The organism is Streptomyces mirabilis, assembly GCF_039503195.1.
Lineage (GTDB): Bacteria > Actinomycetota > Actinomycetes > Streptomycetales > Streptomycetaceae > Streptomyces > Streptomyces mirabilis_D.
The window spans coordinates 7,468,770-7,490,257 of the sequence record NZ_JBCJKP010000001.1 but is presented as its reverse complement, the minus strand read 5'-3'; the positions used below and the strand labels follow the sequence as shown (position 1 = coordinate 7,490,257).

The window sequence follows — 21,488 nt, the reverse complement described above, 5'->3', positions numbered from 1 at the left end:
CAGGGCGGCCACCGAGCAGGCCGGAATCCCGGCCGCCTCAAAGGAGTTTCGTGTGAGACCGACCCCCCACAAGGCCCTCGCCGCGAGCGCACTGGGCATCGCCGCGTTGGCCGCAGCCCTGCTCCCCGTCACCCCGGCGGCGGCCACGCCGCCCACGGCACCACTGGCCGCCGACTGCACTCCGGCCCAGGTGGTCACCAACGGTGGTTTCGAGAGCGGGACTTCACCCTGGACCCAGTCGTCGTCGACCGTGATCACCAGCCGTTCCGGTCAGAGCGCCCACGGCGGCACCAGCTTCGCCTGGATGAACGGTGTCGGCAGTACGCACACCGACACCCTCTCGCAGAGCGTCACGATCCCGTCCGGGTGCAGCAGCGCCACGCTCACCTTCTGGCTGCACATCGACACCGCCGAGACGACCTCGTCGACCGCGTACGACAAGCTGACGGCGAAGATCGGCAGTACGACACTGGCGACGTACTCGAACCTCAACAAGGCCACCGGTTACGTACAGAAGTCGTTCGACGTGTCGGCGTTCGCGGGCCAGACCGTGAGCCTCGCCTTCACCGGGACCGAGGACTCCAGCCTCCAGACGAGCTTCGTCCTCGACGACATCGCCCTCGACACCTCCGGCGGCACGACCCCGCCGGCGGACTCCACGCGCACGCCGGCCGCCCCCTCGTACACCGTCAGCCTGAGCAGCAACACGAGCGGCACGGTCTGGACGGGCCACGAGAGCGCGACGTTCACCAACGCCTCCTCCACCGCGCTCAGCGAGGTGTACCTGAGGCTGTGGGACAACTACCACGGCACCTGCTCCGCGATGCCGATCGCGGTCAGCAACGTCACCGGGGGCACCGCGGGCGCCCTGTCGGTCGGCTGCACCGCGCTCCGGATCGCCCTCCCGACCCCGCTGGCGCAGGGCCAGTCGACCACGATCGGCTTCGACCTGGGGATCACCGTCCCCAGCGGCGCCGACCGGTTCGGCTACGACGGCGCGTTCAGCATGATCGGCAACGCGCTGCCGGTTCTCGCCATCAAGGACGGCTCGGGCTGGCACCTGGACCCGTACACCAACAACGGCGAGTCGTTCTACTCCCTGGCCGCCGACTTCAAGGTGACCCTCGACCATCCGACCACCCTGCTGGTCCCGGCCACGGGCACCTCGGTGGACACCCCCGGCTCCAGCGGACGCACGGTCACCACGGCCACCGCCTCCAAGGTCCGTGACTTCGCGTGGGCGGCGGGCCCGTTCAGCAAGATCTCGGGTACGTCGGCGGCGGGCACCCCGATCAACATCTACTCGGTCTCGGGGATCAGTTCGTCCAGCGCACAGTCCATGCTCACCACCGCGAAGACCGCGGTGGACGCCCACGCGGGCCGCTTCGGCGCCTACCCGTACGGCGAGTTGGACGCCGTGATCGACAACAACTTCTGGTTCGGCGGCATGGAGTACCCGGGGTTCGTCCTCGACCTGGTCTCCACCACGGCGCTCACCCATGAGATCGGGCACCAGTGGTTCTACGGGATCGTCGGCGACGACGAGTACAACAGCCCGTGGCTGGACGAGGCGTTCACCGACTACGCCACCGACCTGGCGCTGGGCAGTACCGGCACGAACTGCTGGAACAGCGTCTCCTGGGCCTCGACGGCGGAGAAGATCACCAACTCGATGGCCTACTGGGACGCCCACTCGTCCCGGTACTCCACCGTCGTCTACGGCTACGGCAAGTGCGCCCTGCACGATCTGCGGCGCGTCCTCGGTGACACCGCCATGGCGAAGTTGCTGAAGGACTACGCCACGTCGCACTGGTACGGCGTCTCGACCACGGCCGAGTTCAAGGCGGCCGCCCAGGCCGCCACGACCACGGACCTGACCTCGTTCTGGACCCAGCACCGCATCGACGGCTGATTCGACGTCGGTTCGCCGCGGTCGACCCCTTGGGGTGTCGTCCGCGGCGGACCGACGACCGGGCGGGCGTGATCAGGGTCGTGACGTCCCACCACGCCCCCGTGGCCCCCGACATCGGCCAGTGCCGGAGGAACTGATGGCTCATCACGTCTCGGGCCGTCGCCTCACTCAGCGGCTGAGTGGCGCAGTTCCCGGACGACGTGACGATCGCGGCCAAGACCGGGACCCTGCCCGGGCTGTACAGCGGGAGGCGTCCGGTACCCCGGCGGCGGGAGCTACGCGGTGTCCGTCTTCGCCCGTACCCGTGAGCCGAACGCCATCCGGCCGGCGGTGGACGCCGCGATGGTCGCCGTGCCCTCCAGCACCGCCACCCACCACTACGTACCCCGGCTGCTGCGTACCCTGGGCAGCGCCGGCGTCGTCGCACCCGTCCACCGGGACAACTTCGAGGAGCCCCTGCGCGAGCCACCGCGCCGCGACCCGTCGCTGGACCTGGACGGCTTCCTCGCCCAGGGGCACCGGGAGTTTCCGGCGAGCCGGATCGTCGTCCCGGACCACCGCACGGTGTACGGCGCGGACATGCGCCGTCGCTCCTGACGTCCGCGGACGTCCGCGGACTCGTCGGCCAAGGCGACGGGGCGGGGGCGCTGCCCGGAGCGATCACCTCGGAGCGATCACAATGGACGCTGGGTAAGAAGTTGGTAACCCTCCGCAGGCGGCGCCGACCAGGCGTTTTTGTCCGATAGTGAGGGTTTTTTGACGCTTTTCCCACAAGGATCGAACCCTCGTCCGGTCGCAGGCTCGGCCCTGACGTGGATAACCTCAAAAGCGAACATTTCGCCCATACGGGCGTGATCCGTTTGTGGGGGGACCCGCCACGTCAGGAGTCACACGTGAATTCCACACTCCGCAGCCGCTGTGCCAAGGCGATCGGCGCCGGCGCGCTCTCCGTCGCTCTGCTGTCGGCCGGGACGGCGGGCGCTTTCGCCGCGTCCCCGAGCGCGGCCTCACCGAGCCCGATGCCGAGCATGACCGGCAGCGCGAAGCCGACCAGGACCGGAACCGCCAAGCCCACCAGGACCAGCACCGCGAAGCCGACCAGGACCGGCATGCCCATGGCCAACGGTTCGATCACCGCCAGGGCGAGCAAGACCCAGGTGAAGGCCGGCCAGTCGGTGACGTTCACCGGACGCGCCAAGGGAGTGAAGGTCGGCACCAAGGTGGTGCTGCTGCGCATGCACAACGGTAAGTGGACCGCTCTGAAGTCCAGCACCGTGCTCAAGAACGGCAGCAGCTACTCCCTGGTCACCAAGTTCAACAACAAGGGCACGGAGCAGCTTCGGGTCATGGCGGGCAAGGTCGTCTCGCCCACCGTCGTCGTGACGGTGAAGTGATCCGGCGGCACCACCAAGAGAGGGCCGACCCGTGCACGGGTCGGCCCTTTCCATGTCCAGTGCCTGTCCAGTTCCTGTCCGGCCCGGGTCACGGCTCGATGAGCCCGGCCCGGATCGCGTACCGGGTGAGTTCGAGGCGGTCGCGCAGGCCGAGCTTGTGCAGCAGGTTCGCCCGGTGGCTCTCCACGGTCTTGGCGCTGATGTAGAGCAGTTCGGCGATCTCCTTCGTCGTATGGCCCTCGGCGACCAGCTTGAGCACCTCCTCCTCGCGGTCGGTGACGGTCCGCACGGGCAGTGCCTCGCCGCGCCGCATCCGCTCCAGATAGGTGCGTACGAGCGCGGTCTCGGCGCCGGGATAGATGAACGGCTCGTCGCGCATCGCCGCCCGGCACGCCTCGACCAGATCGCGGTCGGCGACCGACTTCAGTACGTAACCGCAGGCCCCGGCCTTGAGCGCCTCGAAGAAGTACTGCTCGTTGTCGTACATCGTCAGGATGAGGATGCGCAGGCCGGGAAGGCGGCGGGAGAGTTCGCGGGCCGCCTGGAGTCCGGTCATCCGGGGCATCGCGATGTCGAGGACGGCGAGGTCCACGTCCGTGTCTCGGGCCCGCGCGACCGCTTCGGCACCGTCCCCGGCCTCGGCCACGACGCCCAGGTCCAGTTCGCCGTCCAGGATGAGCCGTACGCCACGGCGCACGAGCGTGTGATCGTCGGCGAGCAGAACCCGGGTGGGCCGCCCCCCACCGGGCCGCCGGTCGGGCTCGGACGACATGGCCGGAACGGACGACATGGGCGGCACGGACGTCATCGGTCTCCCTCGAAAGCGGTAGCGGCGCGGAGCTGCGGCGGTACGCCGGTCGTCGACGCGCCTGTCGTGGATGCGCAGGTCTTCGATGCCCCGGTCTTCGATGCGCCCGTCTTCGATGCGCCGGTCTCCGTCGAGATGCGCAGCCGTACGTCGGTGCCCGCCCCCGGCCCGGCCCCGACAGAGAGCGCGGCGCCGACCAGCAGGGCCCGCTCCCGCATACCGCTGATCCCCGCCCCCTCCCGCAGCCGGCCGGGGCCCTTGCCGTTGTCCCGCACGAGGAGCTCGATGCCGTCGCCACCGTCCACATCCACGACCCGCCGCAAGCGCAGTTCGGCGTGATCGGCGCCCGCGTGCCGGGCCGTGTTGGTGAGCCCTTCCTGAGCCACCCGATAGACCACGAGTTCCGTCTCCTCGGTCAGCGGCGGCAGATCTCCGTCGAGGTGGTGGCGTACGGACAGGCCGTGCGGGGTGAACTCGGCCGCCAGCGACCGCAGCGCGCTGTGCAGACCGAGTTCCTCCAGGACCCCGGGGCGCAGCCGACGGGCGATACGGCGGATCTCGTCCAGGCTGCCGCGGGTCGCCTCCTGCGCCTGCCGCACCTCCTCCCGCAGCTCCCCGGGCACCTGGTCGGCGACCCGCTTGAGCTGCAGCAGCACGGCGGTCAGGGTCTGGCCCACCTCGTCGTGGAGCTCCTGGGAGATACGTCGGCGCTCGCCCTCCTGCGCGCAGAGCGCGCGGGCCGAGCTGGTGGCGCGCTCGGTCTCCAGCCGGTCGAGCATGGTGTTGTACGTGGTGATCAGCCCGGCGACCTCCGCGGGGCCGGTGACCGGTGCCCGGGCCCCGGGATGCAGCAGGTCGGCGGTGGCCATGGCCCGGCCGAGCCGTTGCAGCGGGGCCAGTCCTATCCGCAGCACGAGGGCGTTGACGACGAGCAGCGCCGCGAGCCCCGCGACGACGACCAGCACCTCGCCCGGCAGTATTGGCGTCGACACGGTGACCGGGCCCAGCAGCAGCGCGGTGGCCACGGTCAGGCCCGCGGCATTGAGCAGGAAGATCCGCCGGAACAGCGACACGTTCTTCTGTCCGTCCCTTCCTGTCCCTCCAACCCTTCCGAGCTGCGGCGACGCCGCTGTCCCGATCAGCTTCGCGCCTGCCGAGCGGTCGTGTCCATCCGTGCCAACACCCATGTCGCCACCGTACGGGGGATGGCAGCATGACCGTTTTGCACGGGAACGCACGACCGCGACTCGACGCGAATCGACGCGACGCGACGCGACTCGACGAACGACACGACGCGATGAGCAACCGACTCGATGAACAAGGGGAGATCATGTCCACGCCACGCCTTCGGGCGACGCCACTGCCGGGCATCGGGGTCCAGTACGACCTCATGACGCGCGAACAGCGCCACCTGTCGGTGGTGGCGCACCGCGACGGCGCCCGCACCGTGAGCGTGTACCGCGCCGACGACCCCGACTCCTGCGCCCAGTCGCTGCGGCTGACGAGCGGTGAGGCGGCCTCGCTGATCGACGCGCTGAAGCCCTCCCACCACAGCCCGAGCCTGCTCTACACCACTGACCTCGGGCTGATCGCCGAGCGCATCGAGATCGCCGCGACCTCCCGCTGGAACGGCCGAGTGCTGGGCGAGACCCGGATGCGGACCGAGACCGGCGCGTCGGTGGTGGCGGTGCTGCGCCGCGCCGAGGCCATCCCCTCGCCGACGCCGGACTTCCGGCTGGCGGGCGGGGACACCCTGATCGTCGTCGGCACCCGCGAAGGCGTCGACGGCGCCGCGGCGATACTCGGACGGGAGTGAGCGGGTGCACTCTGCTGTTCTGCTGATCGAGTTCGGCGCCATCATCCTCTGTCTCGGGCTGCTGGGGCGGGCCGCCGCCCGTCTGCGGTTCTCCCCCATCCCGCTGTATCTGCTGGCCGGCCTCGCCTTCGGCGAGGGCGGGCTGCTCCCGCTCGGCGCGAGCGAGGAGTTCGTCGCCACCGGCGCCGAGATCGGCGTCATCCTGCTCCTGCTGATGCTCGGCCTGGAGTACACGGCCAGCGATCTGGTCTCCAACCTCAAGGCCCACTACCCCTCGGGCCTGGTCGACTGCACCCTGAACGCCCTGCCCGGCGCGGCCGCCGCGCTGCTGCTCGGCTGGGGTCCGGTGGCCGCCGTGGTCCTGGCGGGCGTCACCTGGATCTCCTCGTCCGGTGTCATCGCCAAGGTGCTGGGCGACCTGGGGCGGGTGGGCAACCGGGAGACACCGGTGATCCTCAGCATCCTCGTCCTGGAGGACCTGGCGATGGCGGTCTACCTGCCCATCGTCACCGCGCTGGTGGCCGGGGTCGGGCTGGCCGCGGGCAGTGTGACACTCGCGATCGCCCTGGGAGCCGCCGGACTCGTCCTGTTCGTGGCCGTCCGCTACGGCCGTGTCATCTCCCGCTTCGTCTCCAGCGACGACCCCGAGAAGCTGCTGCTCGTCGTGCTGGGCCTGACGATCCTCGTCGCGGGCATCGCGCAGCAGCTCCAGGTCTCCGCCGCCGTCGGGGCGTTCCTGGTCGGCATCGCCCTGTCCGGCGAGGTCGCGGAGGGCGCGCACACGCTGCTCAGCCCGTTGCGGGATCTCTTCGCGGCGATCTTCTTCGTCTTCTTCGGGCTGCACACCGACCCGGCGAGCATCCCGCCGGTGCTGCTGCCCGCGCTCGCGCTGGCCGTCGTCACGGCTCTGACGAAGATCGCCACCGGGTACTGGGCGGCGCGCCGGGCCGGTATCTCCGTGGGTGGCCGGTGGCGAGCGGGCGGTGCGCTGGTCGCGCGCGGCGAGTTCTCCATCGTCATCGCCGGGCTCGCGGTCACGGCCGGCATCGAACCCTCACTCGGCCCGCTGGCCACGGCGTACGTGCTGATCCTGGTCGTGCTCGGCCCGCTCACCGCCCGCTACACCCAGCCGCTGGCCGAACGGCTCACGGCCCGGTTCGGTCTCCCCGAGCGCCGGGGCCCCGTGGCGCAGCCCGAGGGGGCCGCACCGGAACAGCCCGAGGCGGAGGGTGAGGCACGACAGCAGACCGCCGTCGGGGACTGAGCCGGGCCGATCGAGCAGAGGGGTCTACGCGTCCCCGCCCCTCCACCCCTGCCCCCGCAGCACCTCCGACACGTCCGGCGCCCGGTAGTGCTCCCCCTTGAGGACCTTGCCGTCGGCCCGGCGGGCGACGCGGCCGTCGGGGCCCAGCTTCGTCATGTTGGAGCGGTGGACCTCGGCGATCACCGCGTCGAGGTCGATGCCGTGGACGAGCGCGGTGCCGTACGCCACGTACACGACGTCGGCCAGCTCGTGCGCCAGCCGGTCCAGCGGGCCCGAGACCGAGACCTCGGCGACTTCGGCGGCCTCCTCGGCGAGCAGTTCACCGCGGTGGGCGGCGAGCGCCGGGGAGACCTCCGCCGGCGTGCTGCGCGCGTCGAGCCCGAAGGCGAGGTGGAACTCACGGACCAGGGAAGCGGGGGACGGAGATGCGGGGCAGCGATCGGGAGACGCGGAAGAAGTGACCGGGGAGTCGGGCGAGGTCTGCATCCGCCGACCATACCGAGCCCGGTTCCACGCCCCCGCCGACCTATCCGAGTCCGGTTCCACGCCCCCCGCCGACCCATCCGAGTCCGGTTCCCCGCCCCCGCCGACCCGCGGCCGCTCTCGGCCCCTCTCGCCCCCCTCTCTGCCTCTCCCGGCCCCGCCCTGGTCAGGACTGCCCCCGGCTGGCAGGATCGCGCGCATGTTCCTGCCACTCCCCCGTATCGACCGGCGCCGCGCGCTGTTCGGCTCGGCCGCCGCCCTCGTGGTGTTCGGGCTGCTGTTGTGGTGGCTGCTGCCGCTGGGCGAGGAGTCGCCGGGCGGCAGGATCACGTTCAGCACGGGCACCCCGACCGGGGTGTACCAGAAGTACGGCACGCTCCTGCAGACCGCGCTCGCCAAGGACATGCCGCGCCTGGACGTCCGGCTGAAGAACAGCGACGGCTCGCAGGAGAACGTCCGCCGGGTGGCCACGGGCCAGGCCGACTTCACCATCGCGGCGGCCGACGCGGTGGAGACGTACATCCTGGAGAACAAGCCCGGGGCGGGCCAACTGCGCGGCTGCGCCCGGCTGTACGACGACTATGTGCACCTGGTCGTCCCGCGCTCCTCGTCCGTCCAGTCGGTGGCGGACCTGCGGGGCAAGAGGGTCGCCGTGGGGCCGGACGGTTCCGGGGTACGGCTGATAGCGGAGCATGTTCTGCAGGCGGCCGGGCTCGACTCCGCGAAGGACATCAAGCCGTTTCCGGACGGCATCGGCACCATGCCGGACCTGCTCGAACAACGCAAGATCGACGCCTTCTTCTGGTCGGGCGGCCTGCCGACGAGCGCGGTGCAGCAGCTCTCGAAGCGCTTCGCCGTCAGGCTGGTGCCGATCACCGGCGACCTCGTCGCGAAACTGCACGAGCAGGGCGGCGCGGCCCGCTACTACCGGTCCGCGGTGATGCCCGCCGACGCCTACCCCGAGGCCCAGCAGGGCTCGTCCGTGCAGACGCTGGCGGTGGCGAACTTCCTGATCACACGGGAGGACTCGGACGCCCGGCTCACCGAGGAGCTCACCCGCACGGTGATCAACAGCCGCGACGGCATCGGCCGTCAGGTGCACGCGGCCCAGCTGGTGGACCTGCGCACGGCCATCTACACGGATCCGCTGCCCCTGCACGAGGGCGCCCGGCGCTACTACCGCTCGGTCAAGCCGTAGCGCCGACCACCACGTCGGCCCCGGTGGCCCTGGCCGCCCCGCTCACGACTCGGGCCGCGACCTCGGCACCGTCACCGTCACCTTGAGGCCGTGCGGCTCGTGACGGGCGTACGCGATGGAGCCGCCGCCCGCCGAGAGCAGCACCCGCGAGATGGACAGGCCGAGGCCCGAGCCCTTGATGTTCTGGTGCCCCGCGCTGCGCCAGAAGCGGTCGCCGATGCGGGCCAGTTCCTCGTCGCTGAGGCCCGGACCGCGGTCGGTGACGACCACCGTCGAGACCTCGCCGTTCGACGCGACCGCCACCTCGACGTCCTCGCCCTCGGGCGTGAACTTCAGCGCGTTGTCGATCACCGCGTCCAGAGCGCTGGACAGGGTGACCGGGTCGGCCCAGGCGGTGGTGGCCGGGCAGGTGCCGGTCAGGCGTACGCCCCTGCTGTCGGCCAGTGGTGACCAGGACGCGACGCGCTCGGCCGCCAGCTCACCGATGTCGGTCAGCCGCAGGTCCGCCTCGGCGTGCTCGGCGAGCGCCAGGTCGAGCAGGTCGTCCAGGACCTCGGCGAGGCGCTTGCCCTCGGTGCGGACCGACGCGATCTCCTCGTTGTCCTCCGGTAGTTCCAGCGCGAGCAGTTCGATGCGCAGCAGCAGCGCCGAGAGCGGGTTGCGCAACTGGTGCGAGGCGTCGGCGACGAAGGCGCGCTGCTGCTCCAGGACGTCTTCGACGTTGTCCGCCATCTCGTTGAACGACCGGGCCAGGCGCCTGAGTTCCGGCGGACCGCCCGCGACCGCGACCCGCGACTTCAGCCGGCCGGTCGCGATGTCGTGGGTGGTGGCGTCGAGGACACGTACGGGCCTGAGCACCCAGCCGGTCAGCCGCAGCGCCGCGCCGAGGGCGAGGAGCATCGCCGCGACCTCGCCCGCGCCGATGATCACCCAGCCGTGCAGGATCTTCGAACGCATCTGTCCGGTGGGCGAGTCGGTGACCACGACCGCGATGACGTCACCGTCCCGGATGACCGGGGACGCGACGACGAGCCGGTTGCGCTGCCACGGCCAGACCTGCTCCGGGTCGTGGCTGCGGCGGCCCAGGAGCGCCTCGTTGAAGGCCTCGCGCCCCTCGCCCTTCGCGACCACGTACCAGTTCTCGGGTGCGTTGGCCATGGGCGCGAGGTCGCGGTAGAAGACGCCGACACGGATGCCGTACACCTCGTAGTACGCGACGAGTTCCTTGCGCAGGGTCTCCCCGCGCTCGTCCGTCGTGCCCACTCGGGAGCCGCCGGCCGGCTGGTCGGTGACGAACTGCGCGAGGGCGGCGAAGCGTGCCGTGTCGTCGATGCGGTCGACGACCACACGCTGTTGCTCGGCGGCCGCGACGCTCACGGCGAGCGGGATGCCGAGCGCGAGCAGCACGGCTGCCATCAGGACGATGAGCAGCGGAAGGAGGCGGGTGCGCACCGGTGCACGCTACGCCGTGGGAGCGACGAGCCGGTACCCCACGCCGCGCACGGTCTCGATCAGCGCCGGCATGCGCAGCTTGGAACGCAGGGACGCTACATGCACCTCCAGGGTGCGCCCGGTCCCCTCCCAACTGGTGCGCCACACCTCGCTGATGATCTGCTCCCGGCGGAAGACCACCCCGGGCCGCTGGGCGAGCAGCGCGAGCAGGTCGAACTCCTTGCGGGTCAGTTGGACCACCGAACCGTCGACGCTGACCTGGCGGGTGGGCAGTTCGATGCGGACCGGCCCGAGCCGCAGCGCGCTGTCCCCGGAGCCGCCGGCGTCGTCGGGGACGCTGCGCCGGCTGACGGCGTGGATACGCGCGAGCAGCTCCCCGGTGTCGTAGGGCTTCACCACGTAGTCGTCGGCGCCGAGGTTGAGGCCGTGGATCCGCGACCGTACGTCGGAGCGGGCGGTGACCATGATCACCGGAGTGCTGGTGCGTTTGCGGATCTTGCCGCAGACCTCGTAGCCGTCCTGGTCGGGCAGGCCCAGGTCGAGCAGGACCACACCGAAGCCGTCGCTCTCCGGCACCAGTGCCTGCAGTGCCTCCTCGCCGCTGCGGGCGTGCGTGACGTCGAAGCCGTGTCGCGCCAGCACCGCGGACAGGGCCGCCGCGACGTGGTTGTCGTCCTCGACGAGCAGCAGTCTCATTCCGGCCCCCTCCGGTTCATCGGTCGTACGGTCCGATCCTGTTGGATCGCGGCGCACACACGTGTGCACCAAGGAAGTCACGCCGATGGATCACGACCGCGTCAAGAGGCTTCGGGTCGGGGAGGGCTTCCGTTACCCAGCCGGTACGCGGCAGGTACGCCGTCGCGCAGCGGCTGCTACGACACGTGTCCGGTTGCTACCGGATCGTGATGCTCAAGTTCCCCTCAGATGTAATGACGCTGGTCGCACGGGGTCACTACTGTCCACCGAAACCGAGGAGGACGGAGCCCCAGAGCGATGACCGAAGTATCGGTGGCCAAGGATGCCGTGGCCGCGACCGAGGACCTGGTCGTCCTGAAGAGCGTCAACAAGCACTTCGGCGCGTTGCACGTGCTCCAGGACATCGACCTGACGATCGCGCGTGGCGAGGTCGTCGTGGTCATCGGGCCCTCCGGGTCCGGGAAGTCCACCCTGTGCCGCACCATCAACCGCCTGGAGACGATCGATTCGGGCGACATCACCATCGACGGCAAGCCGCTGCCCGACGAGGGCAAGGCGCTGGCCCGGTTGCGGGCCGACGTGGGCATGGTCTTCCAGTCCTTCAACCTCTTCGCGCACAAGACGGTGCTCGAGAACGTGATGCTGGGGCAGATCAAGGTCCGCAAGGCCGACAAGAAGGCGGCCGAGGAGAAGGCCCGCCGGCTGCTGGACCGGGTGGGCGTGGGCACCCAGGCGGACAAGTACCCCGCGCAGTTGTCGGGCGGTCAGCAGCAGCGGGTCGCGATCGCGCGTGCGCTGGCGATGGACCCCAAGGTCATGCTCTTCGACGAGCCGACCTCGGCGCTCGACCCCGAGATGATCAACGAGGTCCTGGAGGTCATGCAGCAGCTCGCGAGCGACGGCATGACGATGATCGTCGTCACGCACGAGATGGGCTTCGCTCGCTCGGCTGCCAACCGGGTGGTCTTCATGGCCGACGGTCGCATCGTCGAAGAGGCCGTGCCGGACCAGTTCTTCAGCAATCCCCGCAGCGACCGGGCCAAGGACTTCCTGTCGAAGATCCTGCACCACTGACGGCCTGCGCTTCGTCATCACTGAAGTTCGTTCCTGAACCGAGTTCCTGAGCCGGCGTTCATCGCTGACGTTGATCGCTTGCGTTCATCGCCGACGTTCATCGCCTGCGTTCATCGCCTGCGTTCATCACTGAAGCCCATGCCTGAAGACCATGCCTGAAGACCTGCATCTCCTCCCCACCCAAAGGATGTTCACCATGAAGCTCCGCAAGGTCACCGCCGCCTCGGCCGTCGTACTCGCGCTCGCCGTGACCGCCACGGCGTGCGGCTCCGACAACAAGAAGGACAGCGGATCCTCGGGCAGTGGCGGCGGCAAGATCACCGTCGGCATCAAGTTCGACCAGCCGGGCATCGGCCAGAAGACCCCGCAGGGTTACGCGGGCTTCGACGTCGACGTCGCCACGTACGTCGCCGGGAAGCTCGGCTACAAGCCCGACCAGATCCAGTGGAAGGAGACGAAGAGCGCCGACCGCGAGAACGCGCTCTCGCGCGGTGACGTCGACTTCATCGCCGCCTCCTACTCGATCACCCCCGAGCGTCAGCAGAAGGTCGACTTCGCCGGCCCTTACCTGCTCGCCCACCAGGACGTGCTGATCCGCGCCGACGACACCGCCATCAAGTCGCCGTCGGACCTCAACAGCAAGAAGCTGTGTTCCGTGACGGGTTCGACCTCGGCGCAGAACGTGCACGACAAGCTGGCGCCCAAGGCCCAGCTCCAGCAGTACCCGACGTACTCGGCCTGCCTGACGGGTCTGCAGAACAAGGCGATCGACGCCCTGACGACGGACGACTCGATCCTCGCCGGCTACGCCTCGCAGGCCGCCTTCAAGGGCAAGTTCAAGCTCGGCGGCTTCAAGATGACCAACGAGAACTACGGCATCGGCGTCAAGAAGGGCAGCGACCTCAAGGCCAAGATCAACACGGCTCTCAAGGCGATGGTGTCCGACGGTTCCTGGCAGAAGGCCGTGGACAAGAACTTCGGTCCGGCGAGCTACAAGAACGAGCCCGCTCCGAAGATCGGCAACATCGTCAGCTGATGTAGGGCCCGCCGGTGCGCCGCCCTCGGGGGGCGGCGCGCCCGGGCATCACCACACGCGGAAGCGCGGGAAATCGTGTTCGACTTTCTTCAAGGTTACGACCTGCTGGGAGCGTTCTGGATGACGGTGAAGCTCACCGTCCTCTCAGCCGTCGGCTCCCTGATATGGGGAACCGTGCTGGCCGCCATGCGGGTCGGTCCGGTGCCTCTCATGCGCGGATTCGGCACCGCCTACGTGAACATCGTGCGGAACATCCCGCTGACCGTGATCATCCTGTTCACCTCGTTGGGCCTGAACCAGACCCTGGGGGTGAGTCTCGGCGCGGACAAGTTCGAGACGGTCAACTTCCGGCTGGCCGTGCTCGGTCTGATCGCCTACACCTCGGCCTTCGTCTGCGAGGCACTGCGCTCCGGCATCAACACCGTGCCCGTCGGGCAGGCGGAAGCGGCCCGCGCCATCGGTCTGAACTTCACCCAGGTCCTCACCCTGATCGTGCTTCCCCAGGCGTTCCGTTCGGTCGTCGGTCCCCTGACGAACGTGCTGATCGCCCTGACGAAGAACACCACGGTGGCGGCCGCGATCGGCGTCGCCGAAGCGGCCACCCTGATGAAGTCCATGATCGAGAACGAGGCCCAACTCATCGCGATCTCGGCCGTCTTCGCCTTCGGGTTCATGTGTCTGACGCTGCCGACCGGCCTCCTCCTCGGCTGGGTGGGCAAGAAGGTGGCGGTGAAGCGATGACGTCCGTCCTGTACGACGCCCAGGGCCCCCGCGCCAAGCGGCGCAACATCCTCTACTCGGCGCTGTTCCTGGTCGCCTTCGCGGCCCTGTTGTGGTGGGTGATCACCAGCCTCAACGACAAGGACCAGCTCGCCTGGGAGAAGTGGAAGCCCTTCGTCCATGGCGAGGCGTGGAGCACGTACCTCTGGCCGGGACTGCTGAACACCCTCAAGGCCGCGGCCCTCGCCATGGTCATCGCCCTGCCGCTCGGCGCCGTCTTCGGCATCGCCCGGCTCTCCGACCACGCCTGGATCCGGATACCCGCGGCCGCGATCGTGGAGTTCTTCCGCGCCATCCCGGTGCTGGTCCTGATGATCTTCGCCGTCGCCGCGTACTCCGAGTACACGAACATCAGCTCGGACGACCGTCCGCTCTATGCGGTCTTCACGGGACTGGTGCTCTACAACTCCTCGGTCCTCGCGGAGATCGTCCGCGCGGGCATCCTGTCGCTGCCCAAGGGGCAGTCCGAGGCGGCCATGGCCGTCGGTCTGCGCAAGAACCAGGTCATGCGGTTCATCCTGCTGCCGCAGGCGGTCACCGCGATGCTGCCCGCGATCGTCAGTCAGCTCGTCGTGATCGTGAAGGACACCGCGATCGGCGGCGCGATCCTCACCTTCCCCGAGCTGCTCGCCTCCGTCGGCCCGATGAGCGCCTACTACGGCGCGAACACCATCGCCAGCTTCACCGTCGTGGCCCTGATCTACATCGCGCTCAACTTCAGCCTCACGAGCTTCGCGAGCTGGCTCGAGGGACGACTGCGGCGCGGCAAGAAGTCGACGGGCGCGGTGCTTGCGCCGGCCGCGGTCGGGGGCACGGAGTCGACCGGCGCGGGCGGCGGCATCTCCATCTGACGGATCCTCACCCTTCGTCGACGTCAACGGGGGCAGTGGCATGATCGCCACTGCCCCCGTCACTTGACGCAAGCACCGGCAATGGGTTGCATACGTTCTGTGATCGTGCACCCCGTTCCAACTGCCTGTTCCCGACCGTTCCTCAGGACACCGCTCCGGGCAGGGGGCCGCGCGCCGTGGACCCGGTGATCATCGTCGGCGCGGGGCCCGTGGGCCTCACGCTGGCCCTTGCGCTGGCCCGCCAGGAGGTCCCCTGCGTGGTCCTCGACGAGGGGCCGGGCAAGGACGAACAACGGCTCGCGCGAACGGTGGTGCTGCGCGAGGACACCGCCGCGCTCGTCGAGCGCCTGACGGGCCCGCCCCTCACCGATGCCGGTTTCCGTTGGGCCGGATGGCGGTCGATGCGACGCAAGCAGGTGATGCGCGAGATCGGATTCGATGCCGGGGGATCCGGCACGGACCCGTTGGACTTCGCATCGGATCTGCGAGGCCTCGGGGGCGCGGCGCACGGCTCGGAAAGCGGTGCGCAGGCCTCCGGGGGCGGCGCGCACGGCTCGGCGAGCGGCGCCCAGCGCTCCGAGGGAAGTGCGCGGAACCCGAAGGGAAGCGCGCAGCGCCAGAAAAGCGCCGGGGTCGGCGCGACCGGGGACGCGCAGGACTCCGACGGCGCCCACGCACCCGCCCCGCTGCACCTAACCCAGCACGCGCTGACCGGCGCCCTGCGCGAGGCCATCCTCCACGAGCGGCTGATCAAGGTCGCCGTGGGCAGCCGCCTCGACTCGATCGAGCAGGAGTCCTCGGGCGTCACGGCGCACACCCGCGGCCCCAACGGCACGTGGTGGCGCGGCAGTTACCTGGTCGGCTGCGACGGACCGCGCTCGACCGTGCGCAAGCTCCAGGACATCCGCTTCCCCGGACGTACAGCCGTCGAACGATACGCCGTGGCGGCGCTGCGTACGGAACTCCCCTGGCCCGGCCAGGCGTTGCTGCACCGGATGCCTCCGTGGCGGACGTCGGGCCCCGCGAGCGGGGAGGTGACCGCGCGCCCCCTCGCCGACGACGTGTGGCGGCTGGACTGGCTGCTGCCGCCCGGCAAGGACCTGGTCACGCCCGACCTGCTGGTGGCGCGCATCCGCGAGACCCTCGCGGGCTGGAACGCGGGCTCCACACCCCCGTACGAGCTGCTCGACACCGGAGTCCACACCGTCCACCACCGCCTCGCCCGCCGCTGGCGGTCCGGCCGGGTCTTCCTCGCCGGGGACGCCGCGCACCTGCTCGGCGCGCTCGGCACCCAGGGGCTGGACGAGGGCCTGCGGGACGCCGACAACCTCGCCTGGAAACTCGCGCTCGCCTGGCACCACGGCCCGCACGAGGCACTGCTCGACAGCTACCAGGCGGAGCGGCGGGCCGTCGTCGCCGCCCGGCTGCGCGCCGCCGACCAGGCGCTGCCACTGCTGCGCAGCGGCGGAGGCCTGCGCTCGTACGTCCCCGGGTCGGCCCGTGGCCACGACGCGCTGCTCACGGACGGCCACCTGGGACGCGGCCCGCTGGGTGCGCCGGGGGTGTACGCCGACTCGCCGCTCGCGCCCGCGCACACCGAATCGGCGACGCCTGTGGACACGGCCCCCGGTGCGCCGGTCGTCGACGTACGCGTGACCGCGGAGGACGGCTCGTTCGTACAGCTGCGGGAGCGGCTCGGTCGCGGGGTGCTGCTCGTCGTACTGATCGCTCCGGGTACGGGCGTGTGGGCGCGCAAGCACTGGGTCACGGCCGGGATCATGCCCCGGCTCGCGGCCGCCGTGACCGCGCTGCCGCACCGCGCCGAGCTGCTGGTCGCCGAGAGCTATCCCGGCGCGGCGGCACACACCGTGCTCCTGGTGCGCCCCGACGGCCACCTGGTCACCGCGCTGAGCGGGGTGCGCCCGGCCGACCTGTACGCGGCGGCCGAGACGACACTGGGCGGCCCCGCCACGGCGGAGGCGGAAGCGGAGACCGCGGCCAGTAGGACCTGACGACCCTGGTGGTCCGGCCCGTCCCGGACCACCAGGCTCAGGTAGCCGAACCCGTCCGGGGGGGCGGAGCCACGGCCAGCGCGGCACCCCCGGTCACCAGATGGTCCACATGGTGACAGTGAGTTGACCGGCCCGGACCGCCATGGTGTACTCCGGATCGTGACCGACACCTGTGTGCGCCTGTGGCGGAGGGTCCATATGGACCTCGTCCGCTACGCGGGCTGCGTGTGTCGCCCGTCCTGCTGAATTCGCAGCTGTTCTCTCCCCGCGCGCCGCCCCTCCCTGTCGGCTGCCGCGCGCACCCACGCGAACGCCCAGGACGGTACCCGTGTCTGTGTCCACCCCCTCCACCACGCCTTCCGCCTCCGCACCGGTCCAGGCCCCCGCCCAGGCCGACCTGTTCGACTTCGTGCGCCGCACCGCCGCCGACGCCGAACTGATCGCCTCCCTCCCCCTCGACCCCGAGGGCCGCACCTGGGTGCGCCTGGAGGGCCCCGGCGGCAGCGAGGCCTGGCTCATCGGCTGGCCCCCCGGCACCGGGACCGGCTGGCACGATCACGCCGACTCGGTCGGCGCCTTCGTCGCCGCCGCGGGCGAACTCAAGGAGTACTCGCTCGCCGCCCGCCTGCCCACCGACGGCTGGAAGACCCTCGAACTCTCCGAGGACGTCGACCGCGAACGTCGGATGCCGGCCGGCCAGGGCCGCTCCTTCGGCCGCCACCACGTGCACGAGGTGCTCAACGAGTCCACCGAGGAGCACGCGATCTCCGTCCACGCGTACTACCCGCCGCTGCCCCGGATCCGCCGCTACAGCCGCACGGGGCAGGTGCTGCGCCTGGAGCACGTCGAGCGTCCGGAGGACTGGCAGTGAGCGCACCCCGCCCGGTGGGCATCGACACGTTGCTGGAACGGGTCCGCGAGGGACTCGACCGGGTGGAGGCCGAGGAGGCGTACTCCGCCGCACAGGCCGGCGAAGCCCTCCTCGTCGACATCCGGTACTCCGCCCTGCGCGAGCGCGACGGACTGATCCCCGGCGCCCTCGTCGTCGAGCGCAACGAACTGGAGTGGCGGCTCGACCCCCAGGGCAGCCACCGCGCCCCGGAGGCCACGAGCCATGATCTGCGGGTCGTGGTGGTCTGCAACGAGGGGTACGCGTCCAGCCTCGCCGCCGTCTCCCTCCACCAGCTCGGACTGCACCGGGCGACCGACCTGGTGGGCGGCTTCCAGGCGTGGAAGGCGGCCGGTCTCCCGGTGACGGCCTAGCTCCGGGCTCACGATCACCGTGCGGCGGCACGTAGTTGGTCGCGGCACGTACTTGGTCGCGTTACGCACTTGGTCGGCGGTACGCAGTTGGTGGGCGCCCCCTGATGTAAGGGGCGCCCACCATCGCGTACCGCTCCTCACTCCTCCGCGTACCGCCCCCTACTCCTTGGCCGTGGCCACCGTGACCGGGCGCACCCGCAACGCCACCCGGCCCGGCAGCGCGGTGGCGACGAGCGCCAGCAGCCCGGCGAGCGCGACCACGGCGACGTACACCAGGGGGGTGACCGCCGGAGCTGCCTCGCCCGTCATGCCGACGCTGAACGCGGTGAGGACGGCGAGCGCGATTCCACTGCCGAGCGCGGTGGCGAGCAGCAGGACCGAGAGCGCCTCCGTGCGCAGCATCCCCAACACCTGGCGCCGGGTCGCCCCGGCGAGGCGCAGCAGCGCGAACTCGCGGACACGCTCCGCGACCGACATGGCCAGCGTGTTGACGACGGCGATGGCAGTGAAGGCCAGGACGAGTCCCATGGCGAGGTAGTTGACCTCGGCGTTCGCCTGCTGCCGTGCGGCCTGGATCGAGTCGGCGGCGGCCGGGGCGAGGACGTGGACCCCCGGGAACTCACGGAGGGCAGCCGCGAGTTGTGTCTGTGTACGGGCGGTGCTGACGAGGACGGAGGTCGCGAGTGGGTTGTCCACATGGCGGGCGACCAGGTCGTGGGCGAAGGTGAGGTCGCCGAAACCGAGGCCTCTGGCGTAGACGGCCACCACGGTCGGCGTGGCGGGTGTTCCGTCGCCCAGCGTGAGCTTCAGGGGACTGCCGGGCTTCAGGTGGAGCTGGTCGGCGGCGAGTTCGCTGACGGCGACGGTGTCCTCGGTGAGCTTCGTCAGGGAGCCGGCGGTGACGTCCGGGTCCCAGGTGCGGGTGAGGCCCCCGGGTGTGACGCCCTGCGCCGCGTACTTGTCGAGTCCCACACGGACGGTCGTGCGGACCACTTCGGTGACGGTGTCGTGCTGCGTACGCAGCCGCCGTGCGGCCTCGGCCGGTACACCCGGGCCCTGGGCGGCCACCACCCAGTCGGCGCGGATGCCCTCGCGGGCCTGGGCGCGGGCCGCGTTGCCCAGGGTCGGCTGGACGAAGAGAACGGTGCAGGTCATGCCGATGAGGAGGGTCAGAGGGGTGACTACGGAGGCCATCCGGGCGGCGTGGCCACGGAGGTTGGCACGCGCCAGCCGACTGCTGGGTCCGGTCAGCGCGAGCGGACCTCCGAGTACGGCTACGGCCGCTCTGACCAACAGCGGACCGAGCAGCGCGACGGAGGAGGCGAGGACCACGACGGCCAGGAAGGTCACGGGAGTCGAGGCGGGTTCCGTGCGCAGGACGCTGAGCACGGCGACGAGGGCGACACCGCCGGCGAGCAGGGCGAGACCCGCGAGGATCCGGCCCCACGCCGGGCGGGTGCGCTCGGCGTGGGCTTCGGCGAGCGCCTCGGCCGGGCGGATCCGGGCGATCCGGCGCGAGGAGATACGGGCGGCGGCCCACGCACCGAGCAACGTCGCGGCGAGCGCGGCGAACGGCGGGAAGACGCTGACGGTGTGCTGAAGCGTGGCCGGCACGGCGCCCATGGCCACGAACCGGCCGTGCAGCCAACTGCCCAGCGGCAGCCCCGCGAGCGCGCCGGCGGTGCCCGCGGCGGCCCCCACGATCAGTGCCTCACGGCCGAGGAGCGCCCGGATCTGGCCCGGCGTTGCGGCGATGGCGCGCAGCAGGGCGAGTTCGCGATGGCGCTGCTGCACGGAGAGCGCGAAGGTCCCGACCACCACGAGGACGGCCACGAGCAGTGAGGTGCCGCCCATCGCACCGCCCATGCTGACCAGCTTCGTGCGCGCGGCGGCCGCGTCCAGGAACTCCACGGGCCCTCGGCCGTCACCGGCGCTGACCTGCGCGGTCGTACCGTGCGGCGTCTTGGTTCCGTGCAGCGCCGTGCTGACCGATCGCTTGAGCACGGCCGCGTCCGTGCCCTTGGTGGGAAGCACCCCGAAGGCGGTGACCTGTCCGGGGTGGGCGGCGAGGCGGCGGGCCTCGGCGGTGGAGAAGAAGAGGGCGGTCTGGTACCGCACCTCCTGGGCGGGGGCGGCGATTCCGGTCACCCGGTAGGTCCGTGGGCTCTGCGTCGACTGGACGGTGAGCCGGTCACCGGGCTCGAGGTGGGCGCGCTCGGCGAGACGGCGGTCGATGACGAGATCGCCGTCTGCCTCGGGGGCGGTGCCGGTGGTGAGGGTGTACGGGGTCAGCGCGGCGGAGTCCCAGGCGTGCCCGTAGGCGGGCCGGTCCTTGTCGACGGCTCCGCCGGGTGCCAAGGGTTCGGCCAGGAAGGTCAGTTCGGGGATGACCTCACGTACGCCGGGCGCCTTCCGGAGTTCGGTGGCGAGGTCGCCCGGGAGCCAGGACCGTTCGGCGATCGGCTTCGCCTTGTGTTTGACCTTGGTCTTGCCCTTCTTGTGTTTGACGGTGGTCTGGTGGACGTTCTGGTCGGCGGAGACCACGACGGGCGTCGCGGCATACCGCTCGGTGGCGATCGTGCCGCGCAGGCCCGTCTCCAGGAGGGTGCCGCAGGCGGTGATGAGAGCGGCCGCGCACATCAAGGCGAAGAAGGCACCGAGGAAGCCACCTTTGCGGGCTTGGACGGTCCGCAGGGCGTAACGCAGCATCATGAGGGTTCGCTCCCTGGTCTGTCGTGGGGTGCCGGACGGTTCCCGGGCGCGGCGTCGGGCGCGGCGTCGGGCGCGGCGTCGGGGGCCGGGAAGGCGAGGAACCGGGTGAGCACGGTGCGGGCGCCGGGCGGGGTGTCGGCCTCGGGGCGCTTGTAGCGGTTGAGGAGCGCGATGTACTCCTCGAAGAACGCGCGGAGTTCGGGGAGCGTCAGCCGGATGCTGCCGCGCGAGCAGGGGAAGGCGTCGACCCAGGGATCGGCTTCGCCCACCTCCCCGTCCGCCCCCCGCGTCCGTAACTGCCTCTGCGCCTGCACCTGCATCTGCTCGAAGAGTTCGAGGTCGGCGGCGTACACGTGGTGGTTCAGCTCGTCCATGACGAGCCGCATCTCGGCGCTCTGCCGACTGCGCGGCGGGAAGCGGCGGTCACCGGGGACGGCCCGCCACCAGCGCTCCCTGCCGTGGCCGCCCGCCTCGGCCGGTCGGTCGACTTCCTCCACGAAGCCGTACCGGGCGAGCTCACGCAGGTGATAGCTGGTGGCTCCGGTGTTGAGCCCGAGTGCCCGGGCCAGCGTCGCCGAGGTGGCGGAGCCGTGCACGGTGAGGTGCTGAAGCATGCGCTGCCGACGGGGCTGCGCGAGGGCCTTGAGCGTGGCGAGGTCGGAGAGCTCGGTGGAGCCGCGCGAAGTCTCCTCGCTCCGCCTCACCAAGCGTTCCGCGCCGGGTTCCTGTGCCATGCG

General features: G+C 70.8%; 20 protein-coding genes and 1 pseudogene. 14 read left to right on the top strand and 7 right to left on the bottom strand.

Going from position 1 to position 21,488, the window contains the following annotated elements:
• The first annotated feature begins 52 nt into the window (after nucleotides 1-52).
• From AAFF41_RS34350 to AAFF41_RS34340, 3 genes and pseudogenes are all read left to right on the top strand, one after another.
• Nucleotides 53-1,912 (top strand): M1 family metallopeptidase, encoded by a 1,860-nt coding sequence (locus AAFF41_RS34350; RefSeq protein ID WP_319748411.1) that lies wholly within the window; start codon nucleotides 53-55, stop codon nucleotides 1,910-1,912.
• A 333-nt stretch (nucleotides 1,913-2,245) separates the two neighbouring features.
• Nucleotides 2,246-2,509: pseudogene (locus tag AAFF41_RS51750) on the top strand (MBL fold metallo-hydrolase); the annotation flags it as partial.
• Nucleotides 2,510-2,805: 296 nt separating this feature from the next.
• Entirely contained in the window at nucleotides 2,806-3,306 is a 501-nt protein-coding gene (locus tag AAFF41_RS34340; protein ID WP_319748410.1) for a hypothetical protein, read from the top strand.
• Nucleotides 3,307-3,394: 88 nt separating this feature from the next.
• Here the strand turns inward: AAFF41_RS34340 and AAFF41_RS34335 are convergent, their stop codons facing one another.
• A complete protein-coding gene (locus AAFF41_RS34335; RefSeq protein ID WP_343326394.1) occupies nucleotides 3,395-4,078 on the bottom strand; it encodes a response regulator in 684 nt (227 codons plus the stop codon).
• Nucleotides 4,079-4,110: 32 nt separating this feature from the next.
• Nucleotides 4,111-5,187: a sensor histidine kinase gene (locus AAFF41_RS34330; protein WP_343325146.1), complete on the bottom strand. Its 1,077-nt coding sequence runs from the start codon at nucleotides 5,185-5,187 to the stop codon at nucleotides 4,111-4,113.
• Nucleotides 5,188-5,444: 257 nt separating this feature from the next.
• Here AAFF41_RS34330 and AAFF41_RS34325 point away from each other — a divergent pair, with 257 nt between their 5' ends.
• Together AAFF41_RS34325 and AAFF41_RS34320 are read left to right on the top strand one after the other, a co-directional pair.
• Complete coding sequence (locus AAFF41_RS34325) at nucleotides 5,445-5,930, top strand: cation:proton antiporter regulatory subunit (RefSeq protein ID WP_054229957.1); 486 nt, start codon at nucleotides 5,445-5,447, stop codon at nucleotides 5,928-5,930.
• Nucleotides 5,931-5,934: 4 nt separating this feature from the next.
• Entirely contained in the window at nucleotides 5,935-7,194 is a 1,260-nt protein-coding gene (locus AAFF41_RS34320) for a cation:proton antiporter (RefSeq protein WP_319748408.1), read from the top strand.
• 24 nt (nucleotides 7,195-7,218) lie between these two features.
• On the opposite strand, the gene AAFF41_RS34315 is transcribed toward AAFF41_RS34320, so the two are convergent.
• On the bottom strand, nucleotides 7,219-7,680 hold the full coding sequence (locus AAFF41_RS34315; RefSeq protein WP_319748407.1) for a pyrophosphohydrolase domain-containing protein: 462 nt from the start codon (nucleotides 7,678-7,680) through the stop codon (nucleotides 7,219-7,221).
• A 196-nt stretch (nucleotides 7,681-7,876) separates the two neighbouring features.
• On the opposite strand from AAFF41_RS34315, the gene AAFF41_RS34310 reads away from it, so the two are divergent.
• Nucleotides 7,877-8,875 carry a TAXI family TRAP transporter solute-binding subunit gene (locus AAFF41_RS34310; RefSeq protein WP_319748406.1) on the top strand — a complete coding sequence of 333 codons (999 nt, stop codon included), beginning with the start codon at nucleotides 7,877-7,879 and terminating at the stop codon, nucleotides 8,873-8,875.
• A 42-nt stretch (nucleotides 8,876-8,917) separates the two neighbouring features.
• Here AAFF41_RS34310 and AAFF41_RS34305 read toward each other — a convergent pair whose 3' ends face one another.
• Nucleotides 8,918-10,327, bottom strand: a complete 1,410-nt coding sequence (locus AAFF41_RS34305; RefSeq protein ID WP_319748405.1) for a sensor histidine kinase — start codon at nucleotides 10,325-10,327, stop codon at nucleotides 8,918-8,920.
• A gap of 9 nt (nucleotides 10,328-10,336) precedes the next feature.
• Nucleotides 10,337-11,023 (bottom strand): response regulator transcription factor, encoded by a 687-nt coding sequence (locus AAFF41_RS34300; RefSeq protein WP_319748404.1) that lies wholly within the window; start codon nucleotides 11,021-11,023, stop codon nucleotides 10,337-10,339.
• A gap of 297 nt (nucleotides 11,024-11,320) precedes the next feature.
• Between AAFF41_RS34300 and AAFF41_RS34295 the strand changes: the two genes are divergently transcribed.
• From AAFF41_RS34295 to AAFF41_RS34265, 8 genes are all read left to right on the top strand, one after another.
• A complete protein-coding gene (locus AAFF41_RS34295; RefSeq protein ID WP_060897139.1) occupies nucleotides 11,321-12,097 on the top strand; it encodes an amino acid ABC transporter ATP-binding protein in 777 nt (258 codons plus the stop codon).
• Nucleotides 12,098-12,293: 196 nt separating this feature from the next.
• Nucleotides 12,294-13,133: a glutamate ABC transporter substrate-binding protein gene (locus AAFF41_RS34290; RefSeq protein WP_343325145.1), complete on the top strand. Its 840-nt coding sequence runs from the start codon at nucleotides 12,294-12,296 to the stop codon at nucleotides 13,131-13,133.
• Between the two features lie 75 nt (nucleotides 13,134-13,208).
• Nucleotides 13,209-13,874: an amino acid ABC transporter permease gene (locus AAFF41_RS34285; RefSeq protein WP_319748402.1), complete on the top strand. Its 666-nt coding sequence runs from the start codon at nucleotides 13,209-13,211 to the stop codon at nucleotides 13,872-13,874.
• Nucleotides 13,871-14,764 carry an amino acid ABC transporter permease gene (locus tag AAFF41_RS34280; RefSeq protein ID WP_319748401.1) on the top strand — a complete coding sequence of 298 codons (894 nt, stop codon included), beginning with the start codon at nucleotides 13,871-13,873 and terminating at the stop codon, nucleotides 14,762-14,764. Before AAFF41_RS34285 ends, AAFF41_RS34280 begins: the two co-directional genes overlap by 4 nt.
• 176 nt (nucleotides 14,765-14,940) lie before the next feature.
• Nucleotides 14,941-16,776 carry an FAD-dependent monooxygenase gene (locus AAFF41_RS34275; RefSeq protein WP_343325144.1) on the top strand — a complete coding sequence of 612 codons (1,836 nt, stop codon included), beginning with the start codon at nucleotides 14,941-14,943 and terminating at the stop codon, nucleotides 16,774-16,776.
• A gap of 159 nt (nucleotides 16,777-16,935) precedes the next feature.
• The gene (locus AAFF41_RS51745; protein ID WP_313960178.1) at nucleotides 16,936-17,022 is read left to right on the top strand and encodes a putative leader peptide; all 87 of its coding nucleotides are present in this window, start codon (nucleotides 16,936-16,938) and stop codon (nucleotides 17,020-17,022) included.
• Between the two features lie 88 nt (nucleotides 17,023-17,110).
• The gene (locus AAFF41_RS34270) at nucleotides 17,111-17,647 is read left to right on the top strand and encodes a cupin domain-containing protein (RefSeq protein ID WP_343326393.1); all 537 of its coding nucleotides are present in this window, start codon (nucleotides 17,111-17,113) and stop codon (nucleotides 17,645-17,647) included.
• Complete coding sequence (locus AAFF41_RS34265; protein ID WP_388408632.1) at nucleotides 17,644-18,039, top strand: rhodanese-like domain-containing protein; 396 nt, start codon at nucleotides 17,644-17,646, stop codon at nucleotides 18,037-18,039. Before AAFF41_RS34270 ends, AAFF41_RS34265 begins: the two co-directional genes overlap by 4 nt.
• A gap of 159 nt (nucleotides 18,040-18,198) precedes the next feature.
• On the opposite strand, the gene AAFF41_RS34260 is transcribed toward AAFF41_RS34265, so the two are convergent.
• On the bottom strand, nucleotides 18,199-20,751 hold the full coding sequence (locus tag AAFF41_RS34260; RefSeq protein WP_343325143.1) for an ABC transporter permease: 2,553 nt from the start codon (nucleotides 20,749-20,751) through the stop codon (nucleotides 18,199-18,201).
• A complete protein-coding gene (locus AAFF41_RS34255; RefSeq protein WP_343325142.1) occupies nucleotides 20,748-21,485 on the bottom strand; it encodes a helix-turn-helix domain-containing protein in 738 nt (245 codons plus the stop codon). Before AAFF41_RS34255 ends, AAFF41_RS34260 begins: the two co-directional genes overlap by 4 nt.
• Nucleotides 21,486-21,488 lie beyond the last annotated feature (3 nt).

Bases quoted from the DNA above. Each gene is read 5' to 3' on its own strand.
- AAFF41_RS34335 (WP_343326394.1), bottom strand. From the start codon at position 4,078: ATGTCGTCCGAGCCCGACCGGCGGCCCGGTGGGGGGCGGCCCACCCGG.
- AAFF41_RS34295 (WP_060897139.1), top strand. From the start codon at position 11,321: ATGACCGAAGTATCGGTGGCCAAGGATGCCGTGGCCGCGACCGAGGAC.
- AAFF41_RS34325 (WP_054229957.1), top strand. From the start codon at position 5,445: ATGTCCACGCCACGCCTTCGGGCGACGCCACTGCCGGGCATCGGGGTC.
- AAFF41_RS34260 (WP_343325143.1), bottom strand. From the start codon at position 20,751: ATGATGCTGCGTTACGCCCTGCGGACCGTCCAAGCCCGCAAAGGTGGC.
- AAFF41_RS34315 (WP_319748407.1), bottom strand. From the start codon at position 7,680: ATGCAGACCTCGCCCGACTCCCCGGTCACTTCTTCCGCGTCTCCCGAT.
- AAFF41_RS34255 (WP_343325142.1), bottom strand. From the start codon at position 21,485: ATGGCACAGGAACCCGGCGCGGAACGCTTGGTGAGGCGGAGCGAGGAG.
- AAFF41_RS34280 (WP_319748401.1), top strand. From the start codon at position 13,871: ATGACGTCCGTCCTGTACGACGCCCAGGGCCCCCGCGCCAAGCGGCGC.
- AAFF41_RS34300 (WP_319748404.1), bottom strand. From the start codon at position 11,023: ATGAGACTGCTGCTCGTCGAGGACGACAACCACGTCGCGGCGGCCCTG.
- AAFF41_RS34290 (WP_343325145.1), top strand. From the start codon at position 12,294: ATGAAGCTCCGCAAGGTCACCGCCGCCTCGGCCGTCGTACTCGCGCTC.
- AAFF41_RS34310 (WP_319748406.1), top strand. From the start codon at position 7,877: ATGTTCCTGCCACTCCCCCGTATCGACCGGCGCCGCGCGCTGTTCGGC.